The 23,990-nt window shown below is 62.4% G+C and carries 23 protein-coding genes and 1 pseudogene; 10 read left to right on the top strand and 14 right to left on the bottom strand.

Annotated features, from left to right (window positions below):
• Nucleotides 1–58 precede the first annotated feature (58 nt).
• The 7 genes from FLQ44_RS08795 to glnE all read right to left on the bottom strand — a co-directional run bounded on the left by FLQ44_RS08795 (nt 59) and on the right by glnE (nt 6,761).
• Nucleotides 59–628, bottom strand: a complete 570-nt coding sequence (locus FLQ44_RS08795) for a hypothetical protein (protein WP_147694068.1) — start codon at nt 626–628, stop codon at nt 59–61.
• Nucleotides 609–1,070, bottom strand: coding sequence for a YbaN family protein (locus tag FLQ44_RS08790; RefSeq protein ID WP_147694067.1), 462 nt, complete (start codon nt 1,068–1,070; stop codon nt 609–611). The genes FLQ44_RS08795 and FLQ44_RS08790 overlap by 20 nt, the downstream gene beginning before the upstream one ends.
• Nucleotides 1,071–1,126: 56 nt before the next feature.
• Nucleotides 1,127–1,720: a TetR/AcrR family transcriptional regulator gene (locus tag FLQ44_RS08785; protein ID WP_147694066.1), complete on the bottom strand. Its 594-nt coding sequence runs from the start codon at nt 1,718–1,720 to the stop codon at nt 1,127–1,129.
• Entirely contained in the window at nt 1,717–2,772 is a 1,056-nt protein-coding gene (waaF, locus tag FLQ44_RS08780) for a lipopolysaccharide heptosyltransferase II (protein WP_147694065.1), read from the bottom strand. The genes FLQ44_RS08785 and waaF overlap by 4 nt, the downstream gene beginning before the upstream one ends.
• A gap of 61 nt (nt 2,773–2,833) precedes the next feature.
• Nucleotides 2,834–3,040, bottom strand: a complete 207-nt coding sequence (locus tag FLQ44_RS08775) for a zinc-finger domain-containing protein (RefSeq protein ID WP_017508367.1) — start codon at nt 3,038–3,040, stop codon at nt 2,834–2,836.
• A 48-nt stretch (nt 3,041–3,088) separates the two neighbouring features.
• On the bottom strand, nt 3,089–4,012 hold the full coding sequence (locus FLQ44_RS08770; protein WP_147694064.1) for a branched-chain amino acid transaminase: 924 nt from the start codon (nt 4,010–4,012) through the stop codon (nt 3,089–3,091).
• 52 nt (nt 4,013–4,064) lie between these two features.
• A complete protein-coding gene (gene glnE / locus FLQ44_RS08765; protein WP_147694063.1) occupies nt 4,065–6,761 on the bottom strand; it encodes a bifunctional [glutamate--ammonia ligase]-adenylyl-L-tyrosine phosphorylase/[glutamate--ammonia-ligase] adenylyltransferase in 2,697 nt (898 codons plus the stop codon).
• A gap of 28 nt (nt 6,762–6,789) precedes the next feature.
• Here glnE and FLQ44_RS08760 point away from each other — a divergent pair, with 28 nt between their 5' ends.
• Genes FLQ44_RS08760 through FLQ44_RS08745 form a run of 4 tightly spaced genes read left to right on the top strand, consistent with a single transcriptional unit; the run spans nt 6,790 to nt 13,471 of the window.
• The gene (locus FLQ44_RS08760) at nt 6,790–10,644 is read left to right on the top strand and encodes a YhdP family protein (protein WP_170252890.1); all 3,855 of its coding nucleotides are present in this window, start codon (nt 6,790–6,792) and stop codon (nt 10,642–10,644) included.
• Between the two features lie 15 nt (nt 10,645–10,659).
• Nucleotides 10,660–11,469, top strand: a complete 810-nt coding sequence (locus tag FLQ44_RS08755) for a carbon-nitrogen hydrolase family protein (protein ID WP_147694061.1) — start codon at nt 10,660–10,662, stop codon at nt 11,467–11,469.
• A gap of 11 nt (nt 11,470–11,480) precedes the next feature.
• Nucleotides 11,481–12,917 (top strand): metalloprotease TldD, encoded by a 1,437-nt coding sequence (tldD, locus tag FLQ44_RS08750; protein ID WP_147694060.1) that lies wholly within the window; start codon nt 11,481–11,483, stop codon nt 12,915–12,917.
• Nucleotides 12,918–12,976: 59 nt separating this feature from the next.
• A complete protein-coding gene (locus FLQ44_RS08745) occupies nt 12,977–13,471 on the top strand; it encodes a MarR family winged helix-turn-helix transcriptional regulator (protein ID WP_147694059.1) in 495 nt (164 codons plus the stop codon).
• A gap of 221 nt (nt 13,472–13,692) precedes the next feature.
• On the opposite strand, the pseudogene FLQ44_RS24335 reads toward FLQ44_RS08745, so the two are convergent.
• From FLQ44_RS24335 to FLQ44_RS08715, 5 genes and pseudogenes are all read right to left on the bottom strand, one after another.
• A pseudogene (locus FLQ44_RS24335) lies at nt 13,693–14,130 on the bottom strand (GNAT family N-acetyltransferase).
• Between the two features lie 69 nt (nt 14,131–14,199).
• Nucleotides 14,200–14,595, bottom strand: a complete 396-nt coding sequence (gene msrB, locus FLQ44_RS08730) for a peptide-methionine (R)-S-oxide reductase MsrB (protein WP_147694056.1) — start codon at nt 14,593–14,595, stop codon at nt 14,200–14,202.
• A 42-nt stretch (nt 14,596–14,637) separates the two neighbouring features.
• Nucleotides 14,638–15,285: a histidine phosphatase family protein gene (locus tag FLQ44_RS08725; protein ID WP_147694055.1), complete on the bottom strand. Its 648-nt coding sequence runs from the start codon at nt 15,283–15,285 to the stop codon at nt 14,638–14,640.
• Between the two features lie 46 nt (nt 15,286–15,331).
• Complete coding sequence (locus FLQ44_RS08720; protein ID WP_147687891.1) at nt 15,332–16,207, bottom strand: AEC family transporter; 876 nt, start codon at nt 16,205–16,207, stop codon at nt 15,332–15,334.
• A 121-nt stretch (nt 16,208–16,328) separates the two neighbouring features.
• Complete coding sequence (locus tag FLQ44_RS08715; RefSeq protein WP_240801224.1) at nt 16,329–17,693, bottom strand: deoxyguanosinetriphosphate triphosphohydrolase; 1,365 nt, start codon at nt 17,691–17,693, stop codon at nt 16,329–16,331.
• 157 nt (nt 17,694–17,850) lie between these two features.
• Here FLQ44_RS08715 and FLQ44_RS08710 point away from each other — a divergent pair, with 157 nt between their 5' ends.
• Nucleotides 17,851–19,077 (top strand): MFS transporter, encoded by a 1,227-nt coding sequence (locus FLQ44_RS08710; protein ID WP_170252888.1) that lies wholly within the window; start codon nt 17,851–17,853, stop codon nt 19,075–19,077.
• A gap of 20 nt (nt 19,078–19,097) precedes the next feature.
• The gene (locus FLQ44_RS08705; protein WP_240801223.1) at nt 19,098–19,700 is read left to right on the top strand and encodes a helix-turn-helix transcriptional regulator; all 603 of its coding nucleotides are present in this window, start codon (nt 19,098–19,100) and stop codon (nt 19,698–19,700) included.
• 42 nt (nt 19,701–19,742) lie between these two features.
• On the opposite strand, the gene FLQ44_RS08700 is transcribed toward FLQ44_RS08705, so the two are convergent.
• The gene (locus FLQ44_RS08700) at nt 19,743–20,549 is read right to left on the bottom strand and encodes a hypothetical protein (RefSeq protein ID WP_147694052.1); all 807 of its coding nucleotides are present in this window, start codon (nt 20,547–20,549) and stop codon (nt 19,743–19,745) included.
• A gap of 414 nt (nt 20,550–20,963) precedes the next feature.
• Between FLQ44_RS08700 and FLQ44_RS08695 the strand changes: the two genes are divergently transcribed.
• A complete protein-coding gene (locus FLQ44_RS08695) occupies nt 20,964–21,449 on the top strand; it encodes an AtaL-like protein (protein ID WP_147694051.1) in 486 nt (161 codons plus the stop codon).
• Between the two features lie 59 nt (nt 21,450–21,508).
• Nucleotides 21,509–21,940, top strand: a complete 432-nt coding sequence (locus FLQ44_RS08690) for a c-type cytochrome (RefSeq protein WP_147694050.1) — start codon at nt 21,509–21,511, stop codon at nt 21,938–21,940.
• A 106-nt stretch (nt 21,941–22,046) separates the two neighbouring features.
• Here the strand turns inward: FLQ44_RS08690 and FLQ44_RS08685 are convergent, their stop codons facing one another.
• Nucleotides 22,047–22,478: a c-type cytochrome gene (locus FLQ44_RS08685; RefSeq protein ID WP_147694049.1), complete on the bottom strand. Its 432-nt coding sequence runs from the start codon at nt 22,476–22,478 to the stop codon at nt 22,047–22,049.
• Between the two features lie 152 nt (nt 22,479–22,630).
• Between FLQ44_RS08685 and FLQ44_RS08680 the strand changes: the two genes are divergently transcribed.
• On the top strand, nt 22,631–23,065 hold the full coding sequence (locus FLQ44_RS08680) for a Fur family transcriptional regulator (protein WP_147694048.1): 435 nt from the start codon (nt 22,631–22,633) through the stop codon (nt 23,063–23,065).
• Nucleotides 23,062–23,988: a CobW family GTP-binding protein gene (locus FLQ44_RS08675; RefSeq protein WP_147694047.1), complete on the top strand. Its 927-nt coding sequence runs from the start codon at nt 23,062–23,064 to the stop codon at nt 23,986–23,988. The genes FLQ44_RS08680 and FLQ44_RS08675 overlap by 4 nt, the downstream gene beginning before the upstream one ends.
• Nucleotides 23,989–23,990: the final 2 nt, after the last annotated feature.

The following is a 23,990-nucleotide window of genomic DNA, read 5'->3' as shown; positions in this document are numbered from 1 at the left end:
TTGCCAGCAAGCCATGAAAAAACCCGCCCTGGAGGCGGGTTTTTTCATGGCTTGCTGCTTAGGCGCTGAACTTCATGCCGCTGCTGCTTTGCAGTAGCGATTGCGATGCCTGGTACTGTGCCACGGCTTGTTGCTGGGCGCTGGCGTTCAGCTCGGCGCGGTTGCTGTCTTCGGCGCGGGCGGCAGGCTGTGGCGTGCTGCGCGGTGCGGCGGTTTGCTGGGCCGCAGCTTGTGGCGACGGGCTGGCAAGGCTGGCAGCACTGGCGTTGCCGCTATTGCTATCGCCAGTAAGGTTGGCCGCAGGCGGGTTGTTGGCCGCGGGTGCAGCACTGTCGGCCTGCTGTTGTGTTTGCTGCACGCGTACTGCCTGGGTGCTCAGCAGCTGTGCTTGCAGGCTGAACTGCAGGTCAATGGCGCGGTTGTTCAGCTGGGCGGCGGTGTTTTGCGGCTTGCCGGCTACCTGCTGGGTAGCGGCCTGCAGCTGGGCTTCGCGTGCTGTGCTGGCTTCCAGCGCCTGCTGGCCGGCGGATTCCAGGCTGCCGGCTGGCGGCAGCTCGCGCTGGCGGGCGGCTACGCTGTCACGGTATAGCGGGCTGGGGCTGAGCGGGTTAGTGCTGCTGATGTCCATGAGATTCCTCCTTGTGCACGCCTTGCCGCATTGCGCATTGCGGTAATGGCTGCGCCGCGCTGCTGGCCGTAATGGTGGGCAGGTGCCAGATCCAGGCTGACAGGCCTAGCCACAGTGCGGCCAACATGGCTTGTAGCAGGGGCTGGCTGCCCAGCATCGCCAGGCTGGTGCCAAACGAGATGGCCATGGCCAACAGGGCGATACGCTTGGTTTGTCTGCGCATGCCGCGATAAGTTCGCCAGTCGCGGATGGCGGGGCCAAAGCGCGGGTGGTCCAGCAGCTTTTGCTCCAGTGCCGGGTGGCTGCGGGAGAAGCACGCCGCTGCCATCAGGATGAATACCGTGGTGGGGAGCAGGGGGGTAACAGCACCGATGATGCCCAGTGCCAGGTTTAGCCAGCCCAGTGCGGCCCACAGGTGCTTGCGCGCTGTGTGTATCGCCATATCTCCCCCGCTTGCCGTGTCTTTACTAGCAGCTTAGTGCCTGCTTTGTCATACAGCTAGCGCGTTTGCAGGGTCAGCGCCAGCATGCGCTCGGCCAGCTGCGCTACCGATAGCTCGCCGTCGTTGCGGTACCACTGTACGGTCCAGTGCAGGCTGCCCAGCAGGGTGCGGCGCAGCAGGTGGGTGTCCTGTTTGATCAGGCCTTCTGCGGCGGCTTCGTCCAGCACGGTTTGCCACAGGGCTTCGTAGCGGTCGCGCAGCACAACCAGGCCGGGCTTGGCGCTGTCGGAAACGCTGCGCCACTCGTACAGCATCACTTCCAGCGCGGCCTGGTTGTCGCCCAGCAACGAGTGCAGGTGTACGTGGAACAGTGCGGCCAACTTGCTGCGGGTGTCGTGGGCCGCCGCCAGGGTCAGCGCCAGCTGTTCGGTGGTGGCGGTAATGCCCAGTGCCATCACGGCCACCAGGATCTCTTCTTTGGTGCGGAAGTGATAAAACAGGCTGCCCGATTGCAGGCCTACGGCATTGCCCAGGTCACGTACAGTGGTGCGTTCGTAGCCCTGGTCGCGAAACAGCTTGGCGGCGGCGCGAATCAGCTCCATGCGGCGGCTGTTGGCTTCCTGGGGGTTGTTCAGATCGTTGCGGCTCATGCTTCGCTCGTGGTGGTGGGGGCGCTGGGGTTGGCAGCGTGTTTCAATAGACTGTCCGCTGCGCTGCGAACCTGTTCTGGTGCCAGGTTTTCCAGGCAGTGCGTGTGTTTGTACGGGCAGGTGCGTTCAAAGCAAGGGCTGCAGTCCATGTTCAGCGAGACAATACTGGCGCTGTGGCTTAGCGGCGGGGTGAAATCCGGGCTGGAGGAGCCATACACGCCCACCAGCGGCACGCCCAGTGCGGCGGCGACGTGCATCAGGCCCGAATCATTGCATACCGCCAGCTTGGCCAGGCCCATCAGGTCGATAGCTTCTTCCAGGCCGGTTTTGCCGCACAGGTTCAGCGCGCAGCCATCGGCCAGGTGGGCGATTTCGTCGCCGATTTCTTTGTCTTTGCCCGAGCCGAACAGCCATACCTGATAGCCTTCGGCGTGGTATTGCCGTGCCAGCTCGGCAAAGTGGCGTGCCGGCCAGCGTTTGGCCGGGCCGTATTCTGCGCCGGGGCACATGGCCACGATGGGCTGTGCCAGCGACAGACCCAGCTTGCGGGCGGTGTTTTCCTGTACGGCGGGGGTAGAGCGCAGCTGCGGGTGGGCAATGGGCTTGTGTAAGGCCTGGCGCGGGGGCTCGCCCAGCGCGCAGAAACGCTCCACCATGGTGGGCAGCGCGTGCTCGTCCAGCTCGCGGGTGTCGTTCAGCAGGCCGTAGCGCAGCTCGCCGGTAAAGCCGGTGCGCAGCGGTATGCCGGCCAGAAACGGTATCAGCGCCGCTTTGAGCGAGTTGGGCAGCACCACCACCTGGTCGAAGTTTTCACGCCGCAGGGCGCGGGCTACCCGCCAGCGTTCGCCCAGGCGCAGCTGGCCGTGGCCGAAGGGGTTCAGGTGTGCCTTGGCCACTTCCGGCATGCGGGACAGCAGGGGCAGGGTCCATGCCGGGGCAAAGACGTGCAGCTCCAGGCCCGGGTGGCGCTCGTGCAGGCGGCGGTACAGGGGCTGCGCCATGACGCTGTCGCCCACCCAGGACGGGCCGATTACCAGTATTTTTTTGATCATGTATACAAGCAAAAAAGGTGTAGCCAGGCCACACCTTTGTTCAGGCTGTCATTAAAAAGGCTTAGTGGTGGCCGTGCGGCAGCGGGCCGGTCAGCTTGTAACGGGTGCCACAGTAAGGGCACAGGGCTTCGCCGCCATTTTTGGCTACCGGCAGGAAGACGCGCGGGTGCGAGTTCCAGGCCACCATGTCCGGGGTAGGACAGTGCAGTGGCAGGTCCTTGGCGGTGACTTCGATGATGCGTGCGGTGTTTTCTTTCAGTTCGGCCATGCTGTTAGCTTCCGGTTGGGGCCCGCATGGCGGGCCGTCTTGCTGTAATCAGGCGACGTAGGTCAGCCAGTGTTGCTTGCTTTCGTCCAGGCCTTTGACGCAGTCAAAGTAGCGTTTCTGGATTTCGGCGGTAATCGGGCCGCGTTTGCCCTCACCGATGGCGCGACGGTCCAGTTCGCGGATCGGGGTGACTTCGGCGGCGGTGCCGGTGAAGAAAGCTTCGTCGGCGCTGTAGACTTCGTCACGGGTAATGCGTTTTTCTACCAGCTCCAGGCCCATTTCGTCGGCAATCTGCACCACGGTGTCGCGGGTGATGCCTTCCAGCGCGCTGGTCAGGTCGGGAGTGTATAGCTTGCCCTTGCGTACGATAAAGATGTTTTCGCCGGAGCCTTCTGCCACAAAGCCGTCTACGTCCAGCAGCAGGGCTTCATCGTAGCCGTCTGCGGTGGCTTCGTTGTTGGCCAGGATGGAGTTCATGTAGTTGCCGTTGGCCTTGGCCTTGCACATGGTGATGTTCACGTGGTGGCGGGTAAACGAGCTGGTCTTGACGCGAATGCCTTTTTCCAGGCCTTCTTCGCCCAGGTAGGCACCCCACGGCCAGGCGGCCACGATCAGCTGCACATCGTCTTTTTTCGGGGCCACGCCCAGCTTGCCGGCGCCATAAAACGCCATGGGGCGGAAATAGCACGATTGGAGCTGGTTGGCTTTCACCACGTCGATATGGGCCTGATTGACCTGCTGTTTGCTGAATGGCAGATCCATGCCCAGGATTTTGGCAGAGCGGAACAGGCGGTCGGTATGGTCTTGCAGGCGGAAAATAGCCGGGCCACGTGCCGTTTCGTAGGCGCGTACGCCCTCGAATACGCCCATGCCGTAGTGCAGGGTGTGGGTCAGTACGTGGGTGGTGGCGTTGCGCCACTCGACCAGTTCGCCGTTGTACCAGATGAAACCGTCGCGGTCTGCCATCGACATGGTGAGTTCTCCGTTAGTCCTGTTTTTGCTGTGGTGCGATTATACAGTTGCCCTACTGAAAGTGAACCGGCTTTTCCGCCGCGCTAGCTACCGCGCCCAGCACGTTTTGCCACAGGGTCTGTACCTGCGCGTAGGCTTCCAGCGGCGGGTGGCTGCATTTATCGTTGCCATCCAGGCGGCTGGCGTGCTGCAGGCGGCGGTACAGGCGGTAGGCTTTGCGCGCTTCTTCGGCTAGCTGCGCGGGGATCAGCCCGGCGTCGGCGGCGGCGGCCAGCAGGGCGATGTTGCCGCTGTTGGCCAGCAGCGCCGGGTGCTGGCCGGCGTGGGCCAGTACCAGGAACTGCACGATGAATTCCACATCGATAATGCCGCCGCGCGCGTGCTTGACGTCGTCTACGTTGGCCGCATGGCTTTCCAGCATCTTGTTGCGCATGGCGACCACTTCGGCGCCCAGGGCGGCGCTGTCGCGTGCTAGCGCCAGCACTTGCTGGCGGATGGCTTCGAAGCGCGCGCCTATGCTGTGGCTGCCGCACACATAGCGGGCGCGGGTCAGGGCCTGGTGTTCCCACAGCCAGGCCTTGTGGTGCTGGTAGTGCTGGAAGGCTTCTACGCTGCTGACCAGCAGGCCGCTGGCGCCGTCGGGGCGCAGGCGGATATCGATGTCGTACAGCACGCCGGCCGAGGTGGTGCTGGTAAGCCAGGTGATGATCTTGCGCGCCAGGCGCGAGTACAGGTCGGCGGCGTCCGGGTGGTCGTCGTCGTACAGAAAGATCACGTCCAGGTCCGAGGCGTAGCCCAGCTCCTTGCCGCCCAGTTTGCCGTAGCCCACCACGGCAAACTGTGGCGTGTCGCGGTGGCGTTTGGGGATGTCCAGCCAGGCATGGCGTACGGTGACATCCAGCACCAGGTCGGCCAGGCGCGATAGCTCGTCGCTAAGCGCTTCCAGCGTCCACATGCCGGCCAGGTCTTGCGCTACCAGGCGGAAGGTCTGCGCGTGCTGGAAATGGCGCAGTGCGTCCATTTGTGCTTCTACATCGCCATGGCACTCGGCCAGCTGTTGTTCCAGCTGTGCGGCCAACTGTGGCCAGTCCGGCGTGGCGTACAGCACGCGGGCGTCCAGTAGCTCGTCTAGCAAAATGGGGTGGCGCGACAGGTAGTCGGACACCCAGGCGCTGGACGAGTACAGCGAGGCCAGGCGCTGCAGGGTTTGCGGGTATTCCAGCAGTAGCGACAGATAGGCGGCGCGGCGGCTGATGGCATCGATCAGCTGCAGGATGCGCTGCAGCGTGGTGTCCGGGTTGTCGAAGCTGGCCGATACCTCCATCAGCGGGCCCATCAGGGCGTCCAGCTTTTTGCGGCTGGCGTCCGGTAGCTGCTGGTAACGTTGGCCGCAGGCCAGGCTACGCAGCTGGCGCTGCATGTCTTCGGCGTTGTGGTAGCCCAGTGCGGCCAGCTTGGCCGAGATGTCGGCATTGGCGATATCGCGCCAGTCCGATTCCAGCGGGTGGGCGGCCGCGCCTTCGGTGGGCAAAAAGAACACCTGCTCGAAGTGGCGGGTAACGCGGCGGCGGTGCTGGTTCAGCTCGTCCAGAAAGGCTTGCCAGCCGCTAAAGCCCATGCTGGCGGCAATGCGCTGGCGGTTGTCGTCGCTGGCGGGCAGGCTTTGTGTTTGCTGGTCGTCCAGGTATTGCAGGCGGTGCTCGAGGTTACGCAGGAAGGTGTACGCGGCCAGCAGCTCGGTGACGGTGTCCGGCTCCAGCAGGCGCAGCTCGGCCAGCACGGCGTAGGTGTCGCGCGTGCTTTTCAGCTGCAGGCGGCGTTCGCGGCCGCCGCGGATCAGCTGGAATACCTGGGCAATGAACTCTACCTCGCGAATGCCGCCGGGCCCCAGTTTGATGTTGTCGGCCATGTCGCGGCGGGCTACCTCGCGGCGGATCTGTGCGTGCAGCTCGCGCATGGCGCCGTAGGCACCGTAGTCCAGGTATTTGCGGTACACAAAGGGGCGAACCAGTGGCGCTAGCTGGCTGGCGTCGCCGCTCATCACGCGGGCCTTGATCCAGGCGTAGCGCTCCCATTCGCGCCCCTGGGTCAGCAGGTAGTTTTCCAGCGCCGCCAGGCTCATCACCAGCGGGCCGCTGTCACCGTAGGGGCGCAGCCGCATGTCTACACGGAACACCTGGCCGTCGTAGGTAACATCGTTGATGGCGCTGATCAGCAGCTTGCCCAGGCGGGTGAAGTATTCGTGGTTGGACAGGCGGCGCGGGCCGCTGGTGTCGCCGTCTTCCGGGTAGATGAAGATCAGGTCGATATCGCTGGAAACATTCAGCTCGTGCCCGCCCAGCTTGCCCATGCCGATCACGATCAGCTCTTGCAGCTCGCCGCTTTCCTCGCCGATGGGGTCGCCCAGGTTGGCCAGCGCGCGGCGTGCCACCGGCAGCGTGGTTTGCACGGCAAAGTCAGCCAGCAGACTGATGGTGGTCACCACTTCGTGCAGGTCGGCCAGCCCGGCGTGGTCGCGGGTAATCAGGCGTGCCATCACGGCGATGCGCAGCTTGCGCAGGGCAGGGGTGAGGGCGTCGATGCTGTCGTAGCTGTGCCAAGGGGCAAAGCTGGCCATTTCGGTGGCATCAAACGGGTAATCCAGCCGTGCGGCCAACCTGTCGGCCTCGTCCGGGCGGGCCGCCAGCTGGCGGTCCAGGTAGTAACTGAATGTACGGGCACAGGCGATGGCGGCGGTATTTGCTGGCATAATGCGCTTTCCACGCAATGACGAAATCGTGACAGAACATTCTACCCCCACTCCCGCCCCCGCCGCAGCACCCGCAGACCAAAGTTTGCGGGTGATTTTCTGGCTGCGCCGTGTATGCCGCTGGCTAGGCTGGCTGCTGTCGGGCGTGGTGCTGCTGCTGGCGCTGGCTTTCTTGCTGTTCCGCTTTTATGTGCTGCCCAACCTGGATAGCTGGCGCCCGTGGCTGGCCAGCCAGGCCAGCGCGGCGGTGGGCATGCCGGTGTCGCTGGGCCAGCTGCAGGGCCAGTGGCAGTGGCTGGGCCCGCGTTTTACCATCAGCCAGCTGCAAGTGCGCCCCGACCCGGCCAGCCCGCCTGTTACGGTGCGCAGTGCGCTGGTGCAGCCCTCTTGGCAGAGCCTGCTGTACCTGGAGCCGCGCCTGGCGCTGCTGCGGCTGGACGGCCTGAGCCTGGACCTGGAACGGCGCACCAACGGTCACCTGTACCTCAATGGCGTGGATTTGTCTGCCGGTAAAGGCGATGGCGCCGGGGTGGACTGGCTATTGCGCCAGGGCGAGGTCCGCATCAGCCTGCAGCGCTTTTCCTGGCAGGATCATCTGCTGGGCTTGCCCGCGTTTACCGCGCGCCAGCTTACCGCCACCTTGAACAACACCCTGCTGGGCCACCAGCTGAAGGTGCAGGCCTTGCCTGCAGCCAGCCAGCTATCACACGTGGATTTCGAGGCCAGCTGGCAGGGCGGGCGCCTGCGTGACTGGGCGCAGTGGCAGGGCAGCGCCACCTTGCAGGCCGATGCCCCGCAGCTGAACTGGTTGCAGCGCTATTGGCCTGGCTCGCCGCTGTCTGGCCGTGGCGCGGCGTCATCCCGCGTGCAGCTGTCGTTCGAGGCGGGCCGCTTGACCGCGCTGCAAGGCAAATGGCAGCTGGAAAACGCCGCGCTGGGCCTGCCGGGTGAAGCCGCCACCGCCGTGCCCCGCCTGGCGGGCGAGGTGGATTACCGCAGCCCGGCCGCCGGCCAGCACCAGCTGTCTGCCAAGCACCTGTACCTGCAAACCCGCTTTGGCAGCCTGCTGCAGGACGCAGCCGTTAACGCGCGTTGGCACGATAGCCAAGGCGGCTTTGTGGAAGCCAGCGGCCTGCAGCTGGCGCCGGTGCTGCCACTGCTGCAGCCGCACGTGGCGGCCCTGGCCGACAGCCCTGTGCGCCAGCTGGCCGGCCAGCTGCAGGGTATGCGCTGGCAGTGGCAGGGCCCGCTGCAGCAGCCGCGGCAGTATCTGTTCAAAACCCGTTTTTCCGAGCTGGCACCGCACACCGATGCGGCCAACATGACGCTGTCGGGCGGTTTGTCTGGCGAGCTGGTGGCCGGTAGCCAGCAGGGCAGGCTCAGCCTGGTGGCCAGCCCCATGCAGCTGGCACTGCCTGGCCAGCTAAAGCAGCCACTGCGTATTCTGGGCGGCGAGGGCGAGCTGCGCTGGCAGCGCCAGGGCACCGGCTGGCAGCTGGCCATCCCGGCCATGGCCGTAGCCACCCCGGATTTCAGCGCCCGCCTGCAGGGCCAGGTACGCCTGCCCGCGCAGGGCGCCAGCCAGAGTGACTTGCAGCTGGCGATCGACCGTGTGGCCATTAACCGTGTACCGGCCTACCTGCCGCAGCTGATAGGCAGCGATACGCTCGCCTGGCTGGAGGCAGCATTGCAAGGCGGCCAGGCGCGCCAGGTGCGTGCCACGCTGCAGGGCGATGTGCTGCAGTTCCCCTTTGCCGGTGGCCGCGGCGGGCGCTTTACCGTGGATGCCCAGGTGGCGGGTGGCAAGCTGCGCTTTGACCCGGCCTGGCCGCTGATAGAAGGCATAGAAGGCCAGTACCGCATGCGTAACGACGCCATCGAAGTTACCGCCACGCGTGCCAGCACGGCGGGTATCGGCCTGCAGCAGGTGCAGGTGCGCTTGCCTGACACCATGCAAGACACGCAAACCTTGCAGATAGAGGGCCTGGCAGAGGGCGAGCTGTCCGCCATGCTGGGCTACACCCGCTTAAGCCCGGTGGACGGCTGGCTGGGCGGCTTTTTGTCCACGCTGGACAGCACGGGCCCTGGCAAACTCAAGCTGGGCCTGGCCATACCGCTGGACGATGCCGAGAAAACCCGTGTCAGTGGCGAGCTGCACCTGGTAGGTAATACCCTGCAGCTGCGCAGCCTGCCGCTACCGCTACTCACCGGCATAGACGGCGTATTGCATTTCAACGAACACGGCATTGCCAGCCCCGGCATAGACTACAGCGCCTTTGGCGGGCGCAGCCGCCTGCAGGCCAGCCTGGATGCGCGCGGGCGCATGCAGTTCAGCAGCCAGGGCCAGGTAGACGTACCGCAGGTGTTGCAACAGTACGTGCCGTTTCTCGCCCCTTATGCACTGGGCCAAACCGGCTATCGGGCAGACTTTACCGTCAGCAATACGCTGGACGCGCTGACCGTACAGTCCAGCCTGCAAGGCGTGCGCACCACGGTGCCCGCCCCGCTAGCCAAAACAGCAGAGCAAAGCTGGCCGCTGCAGCTGGGGGTATTTGCCACCCAGGCGGGCTGGCAGGTGGATTGGCAGATACCGCAGCACGCACAGGGGCTGGTCGCGCTGGATCATGCTGGCCAGCTGCTGGGGGCCGGCGTGGGCGTGGGTGCCGACGCACCCGACCCGCAAGGCCGCATTGCCATCAAGGTAGACGCGCCGGTGCTGCAGCTGGGCCCGTGGCTGGCTGCCTTGCCAGAGGGGCAGGCTGATGGCGGCGAGTGGCCATTGCCATTATCGCTGGGTCTCAGCACGCCGCGTTTCATGGCACAGGGCAAGGTGCTGAGCAATGTGCAGGCCGCACTGGCCTGGCGTGGCGGCGATAGCCCGCTGCAGCTGAATGTGAAATCGCGTGAAGTCAGCGGCACGCTGCAGTACATGCCGCACGGCAAGGGCAGGCTGCAGGCGCGGCTGGCACACCTGGCGCTGCCGCTGAACGACGACGGGCTGCCGCCCGCCAGCGAGCCCGAGCCGGAGATCAGCATCCCCGGGCTGGATGTGGATATTGCGGCGCTGCAATGGAAAGACAAAGTGCTGGGCAGCCTCAGCCTGAAAGCACAGCATCAGCCGCAGCTGTGGCTGCTGGACGAAGTGCTGCTGCAAACGCCGGAAGGCAAGCTCACCATGAGCGGCGCCGCGCCGGAAGGCAAAAGCAGCGGCGCCCGCCGTACCGAAATCAGCTTTGCGGCCAACAGCCAGAACGCCGGTGCCCTGCTGGCGCGGCTGGGGGTGCCCGACGCGCTGGTGGGCGGCGAGGGCGAGCTGAACGGCCGGGTAAACTGGCTGGGCCACGCCGCGGCGTTTGACCTGGCGCGCATGAGCGGTAGCGTAAAGCTGGACCTGCGCAAGGGGCGTTTTGCGCAGATCGACCCCGGCGCGGCGCGCCTGCTGGGGGTGCTGAGCCTGCAGTCGCTATCGCGCCGCATCCGCCTGGATTTTACCGATGTGTTCAGTAGCGGCTTTGCCTTTGACAGCCTCACCGGTAGCGCCGATATCGACGCCGGGGTGTTCCGTTCCAGCAATGTGCTCTTGCAGGGGCCGGCGGCGAAAGTTACCTTGCAGGGAGAAGCCGACCTGGCCAATAACCGCCAGCAGGTAGCGGTACGTATTACCCCCACGCTGTCGGAAGGCGTCGCGGTACTGACCGGCGCCTCGTTATTGAACCCGGTACTGGGCGCCATTACCTTTGCCGCGCAAAAGCTGCTGAAAGACCCTGTGAGCCAGATACTGTCATTTGATTACGACATTACCGGCAGCCTTACCGACCCCCAGGTGCGCAAGGTCGGGCAGCGGGTAGAGAACAAACCGGCGGCAGCCCCGGCTGCCCCCTGATGCGGGAGTATCGAGATGGATAAAGCGTTTAAAGTTGCCGCCGTGCAAATGGTGTCGGGCACCGAGCCACAGCACAACTTGGCCCGTGCCGCACAGCTGGTGGCCGAGGCCGCCGCCCAGGGTGCGCAGCTGGTGGTATTGCCCGAGTACTTTTGCCTGATGGGCCGACAGGATGGCGACAAGGTAGCCATCCGCGAAGCCTATGGCAGCGGCCCGTTGCAGGCAGCGCTGGCGGCCATGGCGCGTGATAACGGCGTGTGGCTGGTGGGCGGTACGATTCCGCTGGCCTGCCCGGATGATGGCCGCGTCTACAACACCCTGCTGCTGTACGCGCCGGATGGCAGCGTGCACAGCCGCTACGACAAGATCCACCTGTTCGGCTTTACCGGGCAGGGCGAGCGCTATTGCGAATCCGACAGCATCCTGGCGGGTACCCAGCCGCTGCGTGCCAGCACACCGTTGGCCGATATTGCGTTTGGTATCTGCTACGATCTGCGCTTCCCCGAGCTGTTTCGCCGCATGACACCATTTGACCTGCTGGTACTGCCGGCAGCCTTTACCGCCACCACCGGTGCCGCGCACTGGGAAGTGCTGCTGCGCGCCCGCGCCATCGAAAACCAGTGCTACGTGCTGGCCTCGGCGCAGGGTGGCGAACACGAAAACGGCCGCCACACGCATGGCCAGAGCCTGCTGATCGACCCCTGGGGCAATATTGTGGCCCAGATCGGCAAAGGCGAAGGCGTGGTAGTGGGCGACATCGACCCGAATACCCTACACTCGGTGCGTAGCCGCCTGCCGGCGCTAGACCACCGCGTGTTTTCCTGAAAGAACAAGACATGAGCCAAATAGCCATTGCCGAGCAGCTGCTGCTGGCACCCTACGGTGTGAACGAAAGCGTGATCGACGCCACCCTGGGCCGCATGCTGGGCCACCAGGTGGACTACGCCGACCTGTATTTCCAGTACACCCGCAGCGAAGGCTGGAGCCTGGAAGAGGGCATCGTTAAAGCGGGCAGCTTCAGCATCGACCAAGGCGTGGGCGTGCGCGCCGTTGCCGGCGACAAAACCGCCTTTGCCTACTCTGACGACATCAGCCCGTTTGCTTTGGGCAAAGCTGCCGACGCCGTGCGCGCCATTGGCGCCGCCGGTGGCCATGGCAACGCCGGTGCCGTCGCCCTGCGCCACGGCAGCGGCCTGTATGTGGCGCAAGACCCGCTGGACAGCCTGCCGGCCGAGGCCAAGGTGGCCATTTTGCAGCAGGTAGAAAAGCTGGCCCGCGCTGCCGACCCGCGCATCATCCAGGTGATGGCCGGGTTGGCCGCAGAGTACGACGTGGTGTACATCGCGCGCCACGACGGTGTGCGTGCCGCCGATGTGCGCCCGCTGGTGCGCTTGTCTGTTACCGTGATCGCCGAGCACAACGGCCGCCGCGAAGTGGGTAGCAGCGGTGGCGGTGGCCGCTACGATCTGACCCGCTTTGGCGACGCGCAAATCGCCCACCATGTACAAAAAGCGGTGAAACAGGCGCTGGTGAACCTGGAAGCGCGCCCGGCACCCGCCGGCCAGATGACAGTGGTGCTGGGTGCGGGCTGGCCCGGCGTGCTGCTGCACGAAGCCATCGGCCACGGCCTGGAAGGCGACTTCAACCGCAAGGGCACCTCGGCCTTTAGCGGCATGATCGGCCAGCGCGTGGCCGCCGCGGGCGTCACCGTGGTGGACGACGGTACGCTGGCCGACCGCCGCGGCTCGCTGTCCATCGACGACGAAGGCAACGCCACCCACCGCACCGTGCTGATCGAAGACGGCATCCTGAAAGGTTATATGCAGGACGCGATGAACGCGCGCTTGATGGGTGTCGCCCCCACCGGCAACGGCCGCCGCGAGTCCTACGCGCACATCCCTATGCCACGCATGACCAACACCTACATGCTGGGTGGCGACAAAACGCCGGAAGAAATCATCGCCTCGGTACCGGACGGCATCTATGCGGCCAACTTTGGCGGCGGCCAGGTGGATATCACCAGCGGCAAGTTCGTGTTCTCCGCCTCCGAAGCGTGGAAAATCGAAAACGGCAAACTGGCCTACCCGGTAAAAGGCGCTACCCTGATTGGCAACGGCCCGGAAGTGCTGAACTACGTGGCCATGATCGGCAACGACATGGCGCTGGATGAAGGCGTAGGCGTGTGCGGCAAAGAAGGCCAGAGCGTGCCGGTAGGCGTAGGCCAGCCCACGCTGCGCATTGACGGCGGGTTGACCGTGGGCGGCACCGGCTAAGCATGCGCCGCCTGCCGTGGGCGGGCGGCCTTTCATTACTTACATAAAAGCTATAACAGATGGCAAACAGCAACACAGTGCAGCACGATGCGGCAACCCCACTGGCAGTCTTGCAGCTGTTTCGCGTGGTGTTTCGCGCCGCTCAGCAGCATTCCGCCGACACTGAAAAGCAGCTGGGTATCTCTGGGGCGCAGGCCTGGCTGATGGCCGAGTTGTACGAACACGGCCCGCAAAAAGCCGGCGACCTGGCCGCGCGCATGGCCATCAAACCGGCCACGCTGAGCAATATGCTGATCAAACTGGTGGAGCTGGGGTACCTGGCCCGCCAGCGCAGCGAGAAAGACCAGCGTGTCGTGGAGGTATCGCTGACCGAGCAGGGCCGCACGCTGCTGGCCGGCACGCGCTGTGCGCCGCGTGGCTGGCTGCCCGAGGCGCTGGGCAAACTGCCGCCCGAGCAGCTGCAGGGCCTGGCTGCTGGCCTGGGCGGCATGCTGGCCACCATGAACGTGCCGCTGGCGGACGGTAGCGACAAGCCGTTGCCGTTTACCGAGTAAGTGCGGCCAACGTAGCCTTAGCCCCGTTAAACAAAAAGCCCCTGCATCACTATGCGGGGGCTTTTTGTTGAGGCGAGCGATCACTGTGCCGGCCAAGCCGTACACGCATCCGGGGCATTTGACCAGGCAAACCGCACGCTAGATGACGGCTATGGAAGATAGCCCTTTAAGGCCAATAAACCATCCGCTTGCTTTCCCGGGTGCGACCTTAGCTATCCTGCCTACGCGCTGCCTTCTGGTGGCTTGGCAGCCAGTGCCTGTATTTCAGACTGCGTGAGCCTGAAATAGATTTTCTCCGGTACTTTATTTGCACCCAATCGTTCGTAGAAAGCTATCGCACCGTGGTTGGTATCTTCAGCCGTCCAGTCGAAACGAACACAGCCCTTGCTCAGGGCATACGCCGCCAAGAAACGCATCATCTCTTAGCCTATGCCTTGGCCACGCCAGGCCGAGCAAACATAGAGATCTTTCATGAACAGCTGGCCCTTAAGGCCGGGTGCCGGGTACAAAATTGCGATGGTAGCGAAGCCTGCTATCTGATTACCGTTACGGGCAACCACCAGTCTTACGCCAGAATCATCACCCAGAATCTCGTTGGCAAGTGCCAGCCTCACGGTGTCTGTATTGGGCGCAGCATGGCCAAAATAGTGCTGCCCCATATCTTGAAAGGCGACAGCCAGTGCGTCGAAATTGGCCGGCTCGAAGAAGGCGATTTGCATCATGCAAACCTAGTTTTCTTCAAAGCGCAGCGCTACCGAGTTGATGCAGTAGCGTTCGCCGGTAGGGGGCGGGCCGTCGTCGAATACGTGCCCCAGGTGGGCATCGCAGCGGGCGCAGCGTACCTCGGTGCGGATCATGCCGTGGCTGGTGTCACGAATGCGCTGGATGCTGCCGGGGATGGCTTCTTCCCAGAAGCTGGGCCAGCCGCAGCCAGCGTCGAATTTGGTGGCAGATTCAAACAGCAGGCTGTCGCAGCACAGGCAATAGTAGCGGCCAACCCGGTTGTGAAAGTAGTGCTCGCCGGTAAACGGGCGCTCGGTGCCGGCTTCGCGGGTAACGTAATACTGCTCCGGCGTGAGCTGGGCGCGCCATTGCTGCGGGGTCTTGAGGATTTTATCGCTCATGGGGTGTCCTTGCGGCCAACCTTTGGCCTGATAAGTGGGTGGTCAGATCTCGTCCAGCGACATTTCGCCCAGGTGGCGGGTGTCGGCCCAGTGGTCTACCTGCCATTGCTGGCCATCGTAGCTGAGCCAGTTCAGCGAGGCATTGGGTACCACCACCATGCGCTGGCCTTGCAGGCTTTGCCCGCTGGCTAGGCGGTAGATCATGTCCAGTACGCCGCCGTGGGCCACCAGCAGGATACGTTGGCCGCGATGCTGCTGTGCCAGCTGGTCTACGGCTTGGTGAATGCGCTGGGCAAAGGTCTGGATGCTCTCGCCACCGTACAGGTCGTGCTGCAGCGTGCGGGCGCTGTAGGCGGCCCAGGCTTCGGGGTGGGTGTGCGCCGCCTCGTCCAGGCGGGCGCCTTGCATGGCGCCAAAGTGGCGTTCCATCAGCGCGGGGGCGGTACGCACGGGTAGCTGCAGCACGCTGGCAAGCGGGGTGGCCGTATCCAACGCGCGTTGTAGCGGGCTGCTGTACAGCGCGTCAAAACGGTGGCCGGCCTGCGCGATGGCAGCAGCCAGCTGGCTGGCTTGCTGTTGGCCTTGCCGGTTTAACGGTATGTCGAGCTGGCCTTGCAGGCGGCGCTCGGCATTCCAGTCGGTTTCGCCGTGGCGTACCAGGCAGAAGCGGGTAAGGTCGCGGGTGGGCATGGCGTGCTCCAGAGTGCTATGCCGGCAGTGTAATGGATTTCCGGCGCTAGCCTAGCGCCAGCACCAGGCCCAGCGGCACAAACAGCAGGCTGGCCAGGTTGCCGATCAGCACGATGGAAGCCATGCTTTCTGGCTCCTGCTGGTAAAGCTCGGCCATCAGGAAGTTCAGCACCGCAGGCGGCAGGGCGCCAAACAGGATCAGCAGCGCGTGCTGGCTGGTGTCCAGCTGTAATAGCGGGCTGGCCAGCAAGGCGGCGGCCAGGCCGGTCAGCGGGCAGAGCACGGCGCCCAGCAGGCCAATACGCCAGCCGGCCAGGCTGACATCGACCATGCGCACGCCCAGCGCAAACAGCATCAGTGGGATGGTCATATCGCCCAGCATTTTCATGCCCAGGATCAGCCAGTCTGGCAGGTGCCAGCCGGCCAGGCCAAACAGCAAGCCCAGCAAGGTGGCGATGACGATGGGGTTGCGGCTCAGCCCGCGCAGGCTGGTGTGGCGGCTGAAAATAAAGGCGCCCAGGGTAAAGTGCAGCAGATTGGACACCACAAACAGCACCACAAAAGCGTTGAAACCGTCGCGGCCAAAGGCTAGCAGGGCCAGTGGCAGCCCCATATTGCCGCAGTTATTGAACATGACCGGCGGTAGCAGGGTGCGCGGGCTGGCACCGGCCAGGCGGGCAACAGGCCAGGCGAGCAGGCCGGACAGCAGCACCACGATGACGGCGGCGGGCATCAGTTTCCATTGCGCAACCAGCTGAAAGTCTTTTGCCGACAGCGCGCTGAATACCAGCAGCGGTACGCAGACATCCATATTGAGCTTGTTGGCCGCGCGCATGTCGGGGCGGACACGGCGGGCGTACAGCCAGCCTATCAGCACGATGATGAGGACGGGCAGGATGATAGTGAGGATGCGTTCAATCATGATGGCGTGCCGGGTGGGGGATAGGCATTGTCGCTGGGTGGCCACCTGGCGTGGCTGAGGGTTTACCCTTGTTTGCGGTGTGTGGCGGGGAACAGGCTGTTCGGCAAACAGCCTGTCGCCACTACAGAATGCCGACGCCGGATATCTCGCGCGCCAGGTTGGCCGCATAGTTGTCGGTCATGGCGCCGATGTAATCCAGTACGCCCATATAGGCCTGGTACAGGGTCTGGCCTTCGGCCAGTGGCTGGGGCAGCAGGCCCAGGGCCAGTGCCTGGCGGGCATTCAGGGCGTCGTCCCCTCGGGTGATGCGGGTGTGTACGGCGGGCACCAGGATATCCAGCACGGTGCCGATGCAGGGGTAGGATGCCAGCTCGGTCACCAGCTTGGTGCGGTGGCGGTAAACCTTCTGGCTAGCCAGCGCCTTGGCATTGAGCAGGGTGTGCTTGATCTCGGGCGCGCACACGTCGATCAGGTCTTTGCCGGGGAAGGTACCCGCCAGCAGGGTGTCCTGGTGCAGCATGAATTTTTCGGCGACCTCGGCTACGCAGCGGCCTACGGCAATGCCGCGCAGCATGGCGCACTTCTGGCTGATGTCGTGGGTCTGCCAGATGCGTTCGGTTTCGCCAAAGTGGCTGAACAGCATTTCGAACTCACGTACGTCCAGAATGCCGATTTCCACGGCGTCTTCCAGATCCAGAATGGCGTAGCAGATATCGTCGGCGGCTTCCATCAGGTACGACAGCGGGTGCCGTGCCCATTCGTTTTCGCCCTTGCGCAGCAGGCCCAGCTCGGCGGCCACATGTTCGAAGTACGGCAGCTCGGCGCGGTAGATGTTGAATTTGCCGCGAGCCTGCGCACGCGGCGCGTCGGAGGTCCACGGGTATTTGATCAGCGCGCCCAGTGCGGCACTGGTCAGGCGCATGCCGCCTTCGCCCTGGTACATTTCCAGGCTGGCCACCATGCGCAGGCTGTGGGCGTTGCCTTCGTAGGTCTGGATGTCTTGCCGCTCGGCAGCGCTCAGGCCGGCCAGCAGGTGCTGGTGCTGCGGGTGGCGAAACCACTCGCGCAGGGCGTCTTCGCCGGTGTGGCCAAAGGGCGGGTTGCCGATATCGTGCGCCAGGCAGGCTACCTGTACTGCACCGCCTATATCGAAGGGTGTGTAGCCGTCTGGCAGCAGGCCTTGTGCCTGCATCATGGCACCCACGCGGTTGCCCAGGCTGCGGCCAACGCTGGCAACTTCTACGCTGTGCGTCAGGCGGTTGTGGGTGTGGTCGTTGTGGGCCAGCGGGTGCACCTGGGTTTTGCGGCCCAGGCGGCGAAAGGCGCTGGAGAACACCACGCGGTCGTGGTCGATGTGAAAGTCGCTACGCAGGCCGGCGGCGCCTTCCAGCGTGGCGGGGGTGCGGGTCTGGCGTACTTCCTGGTCGATCAGCTTGAAGCGGCGGGTGGAAAGCAGCTGTTGCCACTGCATGCGGGGTGTGTTCATGGTGGTGTTCCGTGGGGAGGCTGCCGATATCATGCCAGAAACTGGCCGGCTTGCAGCGCTTGTCATGATGGTAAACTTTTTAGTTTACAAAATAAGCCATGTCTTTTAGCCTGCTGCCTGGATTAAATGAATGCAGCCACGCTGCGGGAAGACGGGCATGACGGTAGCGCATCCGAAACTGATTTTACTGGCTGTGTGCCTGGTGGCACTGATGAGTACGGCCGGGGTGGCCATGCCCTACCCGATACTGGCCCCCATTTTTGTGGATGCGCCGGCAGACGGCTTCAATCATTTTGCCGGCTTGCCGCCCAAGCTGCTGCTGGGGCTGGCTTTGGCGGCCAACCCGCTGGGCATCCTGCTGGGCAGCACGTTTATCGGCGCACTGTCCGACCGCCTGGGCCGGCGCCGCGTGCTGCTGTCTACCTTGACCTTGACCCTGGCGGGTTACTTGCTTACCGCTTGGGCACTGGATTTGCGTTGCTATCTGCTATTTGTGTTTGCCCGTTTCCTGACCGGGGTGACCGAGGGCAATGTGGCGGTAGCGCGGGCGATCGTGGCGGACCTGCACCCGCAGCTGGACCGCACGCGCAGCTTTGCCACGCTGAATGCGGTGTTGTACATGGGCTGGCTGGTGGGGCCGATGATTGGTGGCTTTACCCTGCCACTGGGGGAGCCGGTGCCGTTCCTGATCGGTGCCTTTACCTTGCTGCCCTGCCTGGCCATTTTGCTATGGGTGCTGCCCGAAACCGGGGAGGCCAAGGGTTTGCAGGGTATGAGTATGTTGGCCGCCGTGCGCGAGCAGCACGCCTTTCGCTTGCTGCGGCAGGACAAGCTGCTGGCGGCGCTGTTCTGGATGCAGCTGACTTTCGCGCTGGGGGTTAATGCTTTCTACGAGTTTTACCCGCTGTGGCTGGTGGAGTATGCCGGGCTGGGTAGTAGTGGCATAGCCTGGGTAACCGCGGGCCTGTGCCTGATCATGGCGCTGACCAGTACGCTGGTGGGCAAGCTGGGGCTGGGGGCAGACCCTTTGCGCCGGGCGCGGCAGCAGGCGGTACTGGTGGGGAGCAGCTTGCTGTTACTCGCGCTGTTACCAGCGGTGCCGGGGGTGGGCTTGCTGGTGGTCATCGGTTTGCCGCTATCAATTTATAACGCCGTGCTGCCCAGCTGGTGCGCCGAGCGGTTTTCGGCGTATGGCCAGGGGAGTGTCATGGGCCTGCTGAGTACGATCTTTTGCATCAGCAATGTGCTGATTGCCGTTTTTGGTAGTTTGCTGACGCTGGTGGATACCCGTTTGACCATCGCGCTGGGTGGTTGCATGTGCCTGTTGGCCGTGGTGATGTTGAACCGCTTGCTGCGAGCCAGTGCGGTAGCCGGGAGGGCGTGATGAGTAGCCAGGATCAAATAATGTACTTGCTGAAAACGCGTGGTGCCTTGACGGCGCAGGCGGTGGCCGAGGCCATGGCGCTGACCAGTATGGGCGCACGCAAGCATCTGCAACAGCTGCAGCAGCGTGGCCTGGTGGTGGTAGAGGACAGGGCAGCAGGCAAGGGCAGGCCGGCCAGGTTCTGGTTGCTCAGTGATGCCGGCCATGCGCGGTTCCCAGACCGCCATGGCGAGCTTACCGCCCAGCTTATTACCTTGCTGCGCAGTAGCCTGGGCGACGCCGCGCTGGATACGCTGGTGGCGGCGCGCGAGCAGCAGGCTATGGGCCACTATCAACAAAGGTTGGCCGGCGTGCAGTCATTGCACGAGCGCCTGGCGCTGCTGGTGCAGGTGCGAACCGAGGAAGGCTATATGGCCGAGCTGCAGCCGCAGGAACACGGCTGGCTGCTGGTGGAAAACCATTGCCCTATCTGTGCTGCGGCAAAGGCGTGCCAAGGGTTTTGCCGTTCCGAATTGCAGCAGTTTCAGCTGTTGCTACCAGGCGCCAAGGTGAGGCGCGCCGAGCACCTGCTGGATGGTGGGCAGCGTTGTGTTTATCAGATTATTCCATTGGTACAGGCATGAAAAAACCCCGCCGGGGCGGGGTGTAAAGTTGGCGTGCATGTCTCAGATGGTGACAGTAACGCGTGATTGGTTTTTGCCTGGGCTACTGGTAGGTATTTCATAGCCCAGCATGAACATGGCCGATTCGAACTTGCGTAGCGCATCGGGCTGTTGGCACCAGTCGGCAGTGGACTGGGCCAGTGCAGCATTCACTACCCAGCCTGCGCGGATTTTCCACTCGGCATGGAAGCGGCTGCGATTAGCCAGCTGTTTGAAGTGCAGCAGCTCGGTGCTGGGGTTTCTGTTCATGGTGGAAGCGCCTGGTGCCCACGGAAAGCAAAGCTCTTCCGGCAATAGCATGCGGCGGCTTTCACAGAACTGGCGCACCAGATAACCCATGGCGGCACCGGTACGGCCGTCATAGATCATGACGTTTTCGGCTGCGAGTGCGTAAACCTTGGTAAAGCCGGCATTCATGCGCAGCTCGCCGTCAAAACGAGTTACATCAGGCTCGTCGGACTGCAAGATGTCTAGCGCCTGTTTGATTTTGCTCACCAGGTGGTGCTGGTTGTGTCGCGCCCAGTCGCGGTTCAGCGTGTAGAGCTTGATGACCTTGCCACCCGAACCCCAGAGCAGGATATCGTCGATGACGGCTACGACTGCAGCAGCATCGTCTGTGGCCAGCGCATGGCGCAAACGAGTGCGCATGCTGCTTAGTTGAACCTGATTTTCCTTGAAGTAGTTGCCATTCCAGTAAAAGCGGGAAAAAGCTTGTTCCAGGGTGTTGGCAAAAAAATCCCGGTCGTAATTGGCCGGCAGGATCTTGTCACGTACCTTGAATGCATGTTCCCCGAAACTTTCACCGTCCATCCAGCAAGTGAGCTGTCCAATGAAATCCTGGACAGGCTGACGCTGAAGATATTCTGTTTTGCTTGTTAAATTCATATATTTGAACAGGACCCTAGTAGCAGATAGCGGTAAGTTGTGCTTAAGCGTTACGTGTTTGGGCCAGCATTCTGTATTAAGGCGTTTGTGCGTGGCTCAATTTATATTCTCTCACATTCATTTCTTTTCACAACCCTTCAATATGCAATCGTATTTTGATAACAAAATTAAAATGCCATTGTATTTTTATATTAAACCAATTGATTTAAGAACTTTTAGCGAAGCTTTTAAGTTTGGCTATTTTGGGCAAAATTTTCGTTAAATTTTTTTTGTGGGTTTTGTTGCTTTTTGGCAACCCGGCGTACAATTGCAGCTTGTTCGGTGACGAAAGGCGGAAAGATGAGGTTTGAGCACCTGGTAAAGATGTTTGACGAGCGTGCGGCGGTGCCGCTGATTTCGCGCCGCCAGCTATGGCTGGGCCTGGTTTTGCGCGCAGAAGACCCATGCCGCTTCGATGAGAACATCACCGAGGCGCGCATCTTGTCCTACGACCAGCAAGAAATGCAGCGCGAGGTGGTGTTTGGCAGCCTGGTAGTGAAGGAATGCGTACGATTTGTTGCGGATAGCCAAGTGGCATACCAAACGCAAGCTAGCGAACATTACAACGCCAGTACGCTGGACATGTTCATAGAAGAACCGCAGCCTGGGCATTTGTTCATCCGCTTTGTGTACGAGAACGATTTGCCAGATGGGCCGGTCTCAAACGATACGAATGATCCGGGCTACTATGTGCCCTATCTGAAATCGGCTTACCAGCAGGCGGATACCCTGACTTCGCAAACCATTCTGACGTTGGCGCAAGAGGGTGTGCTGGGTTCTCCTTGAGGCCATGCGGTGAGTGGGGTGGCCATGTTGGCCGCAAACTTGTCAAACTGATTTGGGTAATGATGAAAAAACTGATGATTGCTGTTGTGCTGGCGGCTGTAGGGATGCAGGCGGTGGCGGGTGTGGGCGAAGACCGGCAGAGAAGCTTCAAGAAAATGCTATTGAGCTATGAGCCTATCGGCGTGATGCTGCGGGATGGCCCGTTTCGGAAGGATCAGTTCATCAAGCATGCCAATGCCCTGAAGCTTGCGGCGCCAGTGCCTTTTACCCAGTTTGCACCAGGCACTATGGATGACGTTAGCCGTGCAAAACCGGAAATATGGCAACAGCCTGCGCGCTGGAAGCAGGAAGAAACCCGCTTCTTGCAGGCGGTTTCTGCTTTGCAGGCGGGTGCGGCGAATGATGATCTGGCGACGGTGCGCAATAAGTACAATGCAATTAGTCAGAGCTGCAAGAGCTGTCACGATGCGTTTCGGGGCCCCAAGAAATAAGTACGTTAGTGCGTAACCGCATGGCTCGGTAATAAACAAACCCTGCTGGCGCAAGCAAGCAGGGCTTGTTTTCTGGCGGCAATGCTGGCTTGCATTGCGGCGGGGTTCAGTCTGCGCGGAAGCTGTCGTGGCAGGTTTTACAGGTTTTCATCACAGCGCCGAATTGTGGCTTGATGTCGTCCAGTGTCTTGGCAGCGGCTGCAGTTTGTTTCAGCTTGGCCACCTCAGCCTTGTGGCTGTCAACCGCAGCTTTGAACTCTGCAGGTTTGGTCCAGATTTCAGCCTTGGCGTCGGTTTTACCTTTGTCACTGCCGGGCGTGAAATGCTGCCAAGGTTGCTGGGCAAGCTCATCCAGGTGGGCAGCCATTTTGGCGAACTCGTCCTTGTTGAAAGGGCTTTCGCCTTTCACTACCTTGGACATCGGCCCAACGGTTTTCTTGTATTGCTCAAATACATCTTTGCGGGCCTTGATCGGGTCGGCGGCCAGTGCTGGGGTCAGGATGGCGCAGGACAACAAAGCCAGAAGCAGTTTTTTCATCTTTCACCTCGCGGTTACGGGTTCACAGTTTGATTAATGCAAAGCATAGCACAGCATGCTTATGTTCTGGCTTAGGCAAAGATTAAGTCTTGTTAATCACTTTGTTATACCGTAACATTTGAGAACTCCTTTCGTTTGGATGCCTACATTTTATGGAAATCGCCTGTTTTATCGAGGCGGCCGACCGCCACTGCCAGCAGCAGGGCGTTAAGCTGACTGCGCTGCGCCGCCAGGTGCTGGAGCTGGTGTTGAGTTACCCCGGCGTGGTCAAGGCTTACCAGGTGCTGGCCGACCTGCAAAAACAGCGTGGCATTGCTGCGCCGCCAACGGTGTATCGCGCACTGGATTTTCTGGTGGCGGCCGGGCTATTGCACAAGGTGGATGCCTTGAATGGCTACATTGTTTGCCACCATGTGGGGTGCAGCCACGAAGGGCTGATTCTGGTGTGCGGTGACTGCGGCCAAGTAGAAGAGCTGGATGCGACGCCAGTACTGGATGTGCTGCGCCAGCAAGCTGGTGGTGCGGGGTTTGCCATCAGCCAGCAAAACCTGATGCTGACAGGGCGTTGCAAGGAGTGCCGTACATGAAAAAAACATTAGTCAACGTGCTGACCGGTTTTCTGGGTGTAGGTAAAACCACGGCGCTGCGTCACATGATAGCCAACCGCCCAGCCCATGAGAAATGGGCCATCATCGTTAACGAGTTTGGCGAAATCGGCATTGACGGCGCCGTGCTGGACAATGGCGAGCTGCCGGTGGCCGAGATTGCCGGTGGTTGCCTGTGCTGCGTGGCCGGCCCGCAAATGACGGTGACCGTGGCCAACCTGGTGCGCCGTGAGCGGCCAGACCGGCTGATTATCGAGGCCAGTGGCCTGGCACACGCTGCGGGGCTGATTGACGAGCTGCGCGCCGAGCCTTTGGGCAATGCGCTGGAAGTGGGCGCCGTCATGACGCTGGTCGACCCGCGCCAGTTTGCCAATAACGATTATTTCCGCCAGCCCCTGTATCGCGACCAGGTCATGATTGCGGATGTACTGTTGGCCACCAAGGCTGATTTGTGCGATGCCGACACGCTGGAAGCCTACCGCCAGAAGGCGGCAGGCCTGTTTCCGCCCAAGTCTGTGGTGGCCGAAATACATGAAGGTGCGGCCAACCCTGCCTGGCTGGATGCCGCGGTGCAACCCAAGGCGCGTTATCGCCCGGCGGTGAAAAGCGAAGATCAGGCCGGCTGGCAGTCACAGGGCTGGACCTTGCCGCCGGATACCGAGTTTTCCGGCGAGGCCTTGACCGCCTTCTTTGATGCCTTGCCGGACATGGTATCGGGCCTGGTGCGTGCCAAAGGCGTATTCCGCGTGCTGGATACCTGGCTGTGGCTGAACTGGACAGAAGGGCGCTGGGCAGCAAACCAGGTGGCCTGGCGTCGTGATAACCGCTTTGAGCTGATTGCCAGCCAGATTGATGTCGCCCGCGTTGAGGCGGTGCTGCAGGCCTGTGTCCTACCAAAACAATAAAG

The organism is Vogesella mureinivorans, assembly GCF_007644035.1.
Lineage (GTDB): Bacteria > Pseudomonadota > Gammaproteobacteria > Burkholderiales > Chromobacteriaceae > Vogesella > Vogesella mureinivorans.
This window is presented reverse-complemented; position numbering and strand designations above follow the sequence as displayed.

Bases quoted from the DNA above. Each gene is read 5' to 3' on its own strand.
- FLQ44_RS08795 (WP_147694068.1), bottom strand. From the start codon at position 628: ATGGACATCAGCAGCACTAACCCGCTCAGCCCCAGCCCGCTATACCGT.
- FLQ44_RS08790 (WP_147694067.1), bottom strand. From the start codon at position 1,070: ATGGCGATACACACAGCGCGCAAGCACCTGTGGGCCGCACTGGGCTGG.
- FLQ44_RS08785 (WP_147694066.1), bottom strand. From the start codon at position 1,720: ATGAGCCGCAACGATCTGAACAACCCCCAGGAAGCCAACAGCCGCCGC.
- waaF (WP_147694065.1), bottom strand. From the start codon at position 2,772: ATGATCAAAAAAATACTGGTAATCGGCCCGTCCTGGGTGGGCGACAGC.
- FLQ44_RS08775 (WP_017508367.1), bottom strand. From the start codon at position 3,040: ATGGCCGAACTGAAAGAAAACACCGCACGCATCATCGAAGTCACCGCC.
- FLQ44_RS08770 (WP_147694064.1), bottom strand. From the start codon at position 4,012: ATGTCGATGGCAGACCGCGACGGTTTCATCTGGTACAACGGCGAACTG.
- glnE (WP_147694063.1), bottom strand. From the start codon at position 6,761: ATGCCAGCAAATACCGCCGCCATCGCCTGTGCCCGTACATTCAGTTAC.
- FLQ44_RS08755 (WP_147694061.1), top strand. From the start codon at position 10,660: ATGGATAAAGCGTTTAAAGTTGCCGCCGTGCAAATGGTGTCGGGCACC.
- tldD (WP_147694060.1), top strand. From the start codon at position 11,481: ATGAGCCAAATAGCCATTGCCGAGCAGCTGCTGCTGGCACCCTACGGT.
- FLQ44_RS08745 (WP_147694059.1), top strand. From the start codon at position 12,977: ATGGCAAACAGCAACACAGTGCAGCACGATGCGGCAACCCCACTGGCA.
- msrB (WP_147694056.1), bottom strand. From the start codon at position 14,595: ATGAGCGATAAAATCCTCAAGACCCCGCAGCAATGGCGCGCCCAGCTC.
- FLQ44_RS08725 (WP_147694055.1), bottom strand. From the start codon at position 15,285: ATGCCCACCCGCGACCTTACCCGCTTCTGCCTGGTACGCCACGGCGAA.
- FLQ44_RS08720 (WP_147687891.1), bottom strand. From the start codon at position 16,207: ATGATTGAACGCATCCTCACTATCATCCTGCCCGTCCTCATCATCGTG.
- FLQ44_RS08715 (WP_240801224.1), bottom strand. From the start codon at position 17,693: ATGAACACACCCCGCATGCAGTGGCAACAGCTGCTTTCCACCCGCCGC.
- FLQ44_RS08710 (WP_170252888.1), top strand. From the start codon at position 17,851: ATGACGGTAGCGCATCCGAAACTGATTTTACTGGCTGTGTGCCTGGTG.
- FLQ44_RS08705 (WP_240801223.1), top strand. From the start codon at position 19,098: ATGTACTTGCTGAAAACGCGTGGTGCCTTGACGGCGCAGGCGGTGGCC.
- FLQ44_RS08700 (WP_147694052.1), bottom strand. From the start codon at position 20,549: ATGGACGGTGAAAGTTTCGGGGAACATGCATTCAAGGTACGTGACAAG.
- FLQ44_RS08695 (WP_147694051.1), top strand. From the start codon at position 20,964: ATGAGGTTTGAGCACCTGGTAAAGATGTTTGACGAGCGTGCGGCGGTG.
- FLQ44_RS08690 (WP_147694050.1), top strand. From the start codon at position 21,509: ATGATGAAAAAACTGATGATTGCTGTTGTGCTGGCGGCTGTAGGGATG.
- FLQ44_RS08685 (WP_147694049.1), bottom strand. From the start codon at position 22,478: ATGAAAAAACTGCTTCTGGCTTTGTTGTCCTGCGCCATCCTGACCCCA.
- FLQ44_RS08680 (WP_147694048.1), top strand. From the start codon at position 22,631: ATGGAAATCGCCTGTTTTATCGAGGCGGCCGACCGCCACTGCCAGCAG.
- FLQ44_RS08675 (WP_147694047.1), top strand. From the start codon at position 23,062: ATGAAAAAAACATTAGTCAACGTGCTGACCGGTTTTCTGGGTGTAGGT.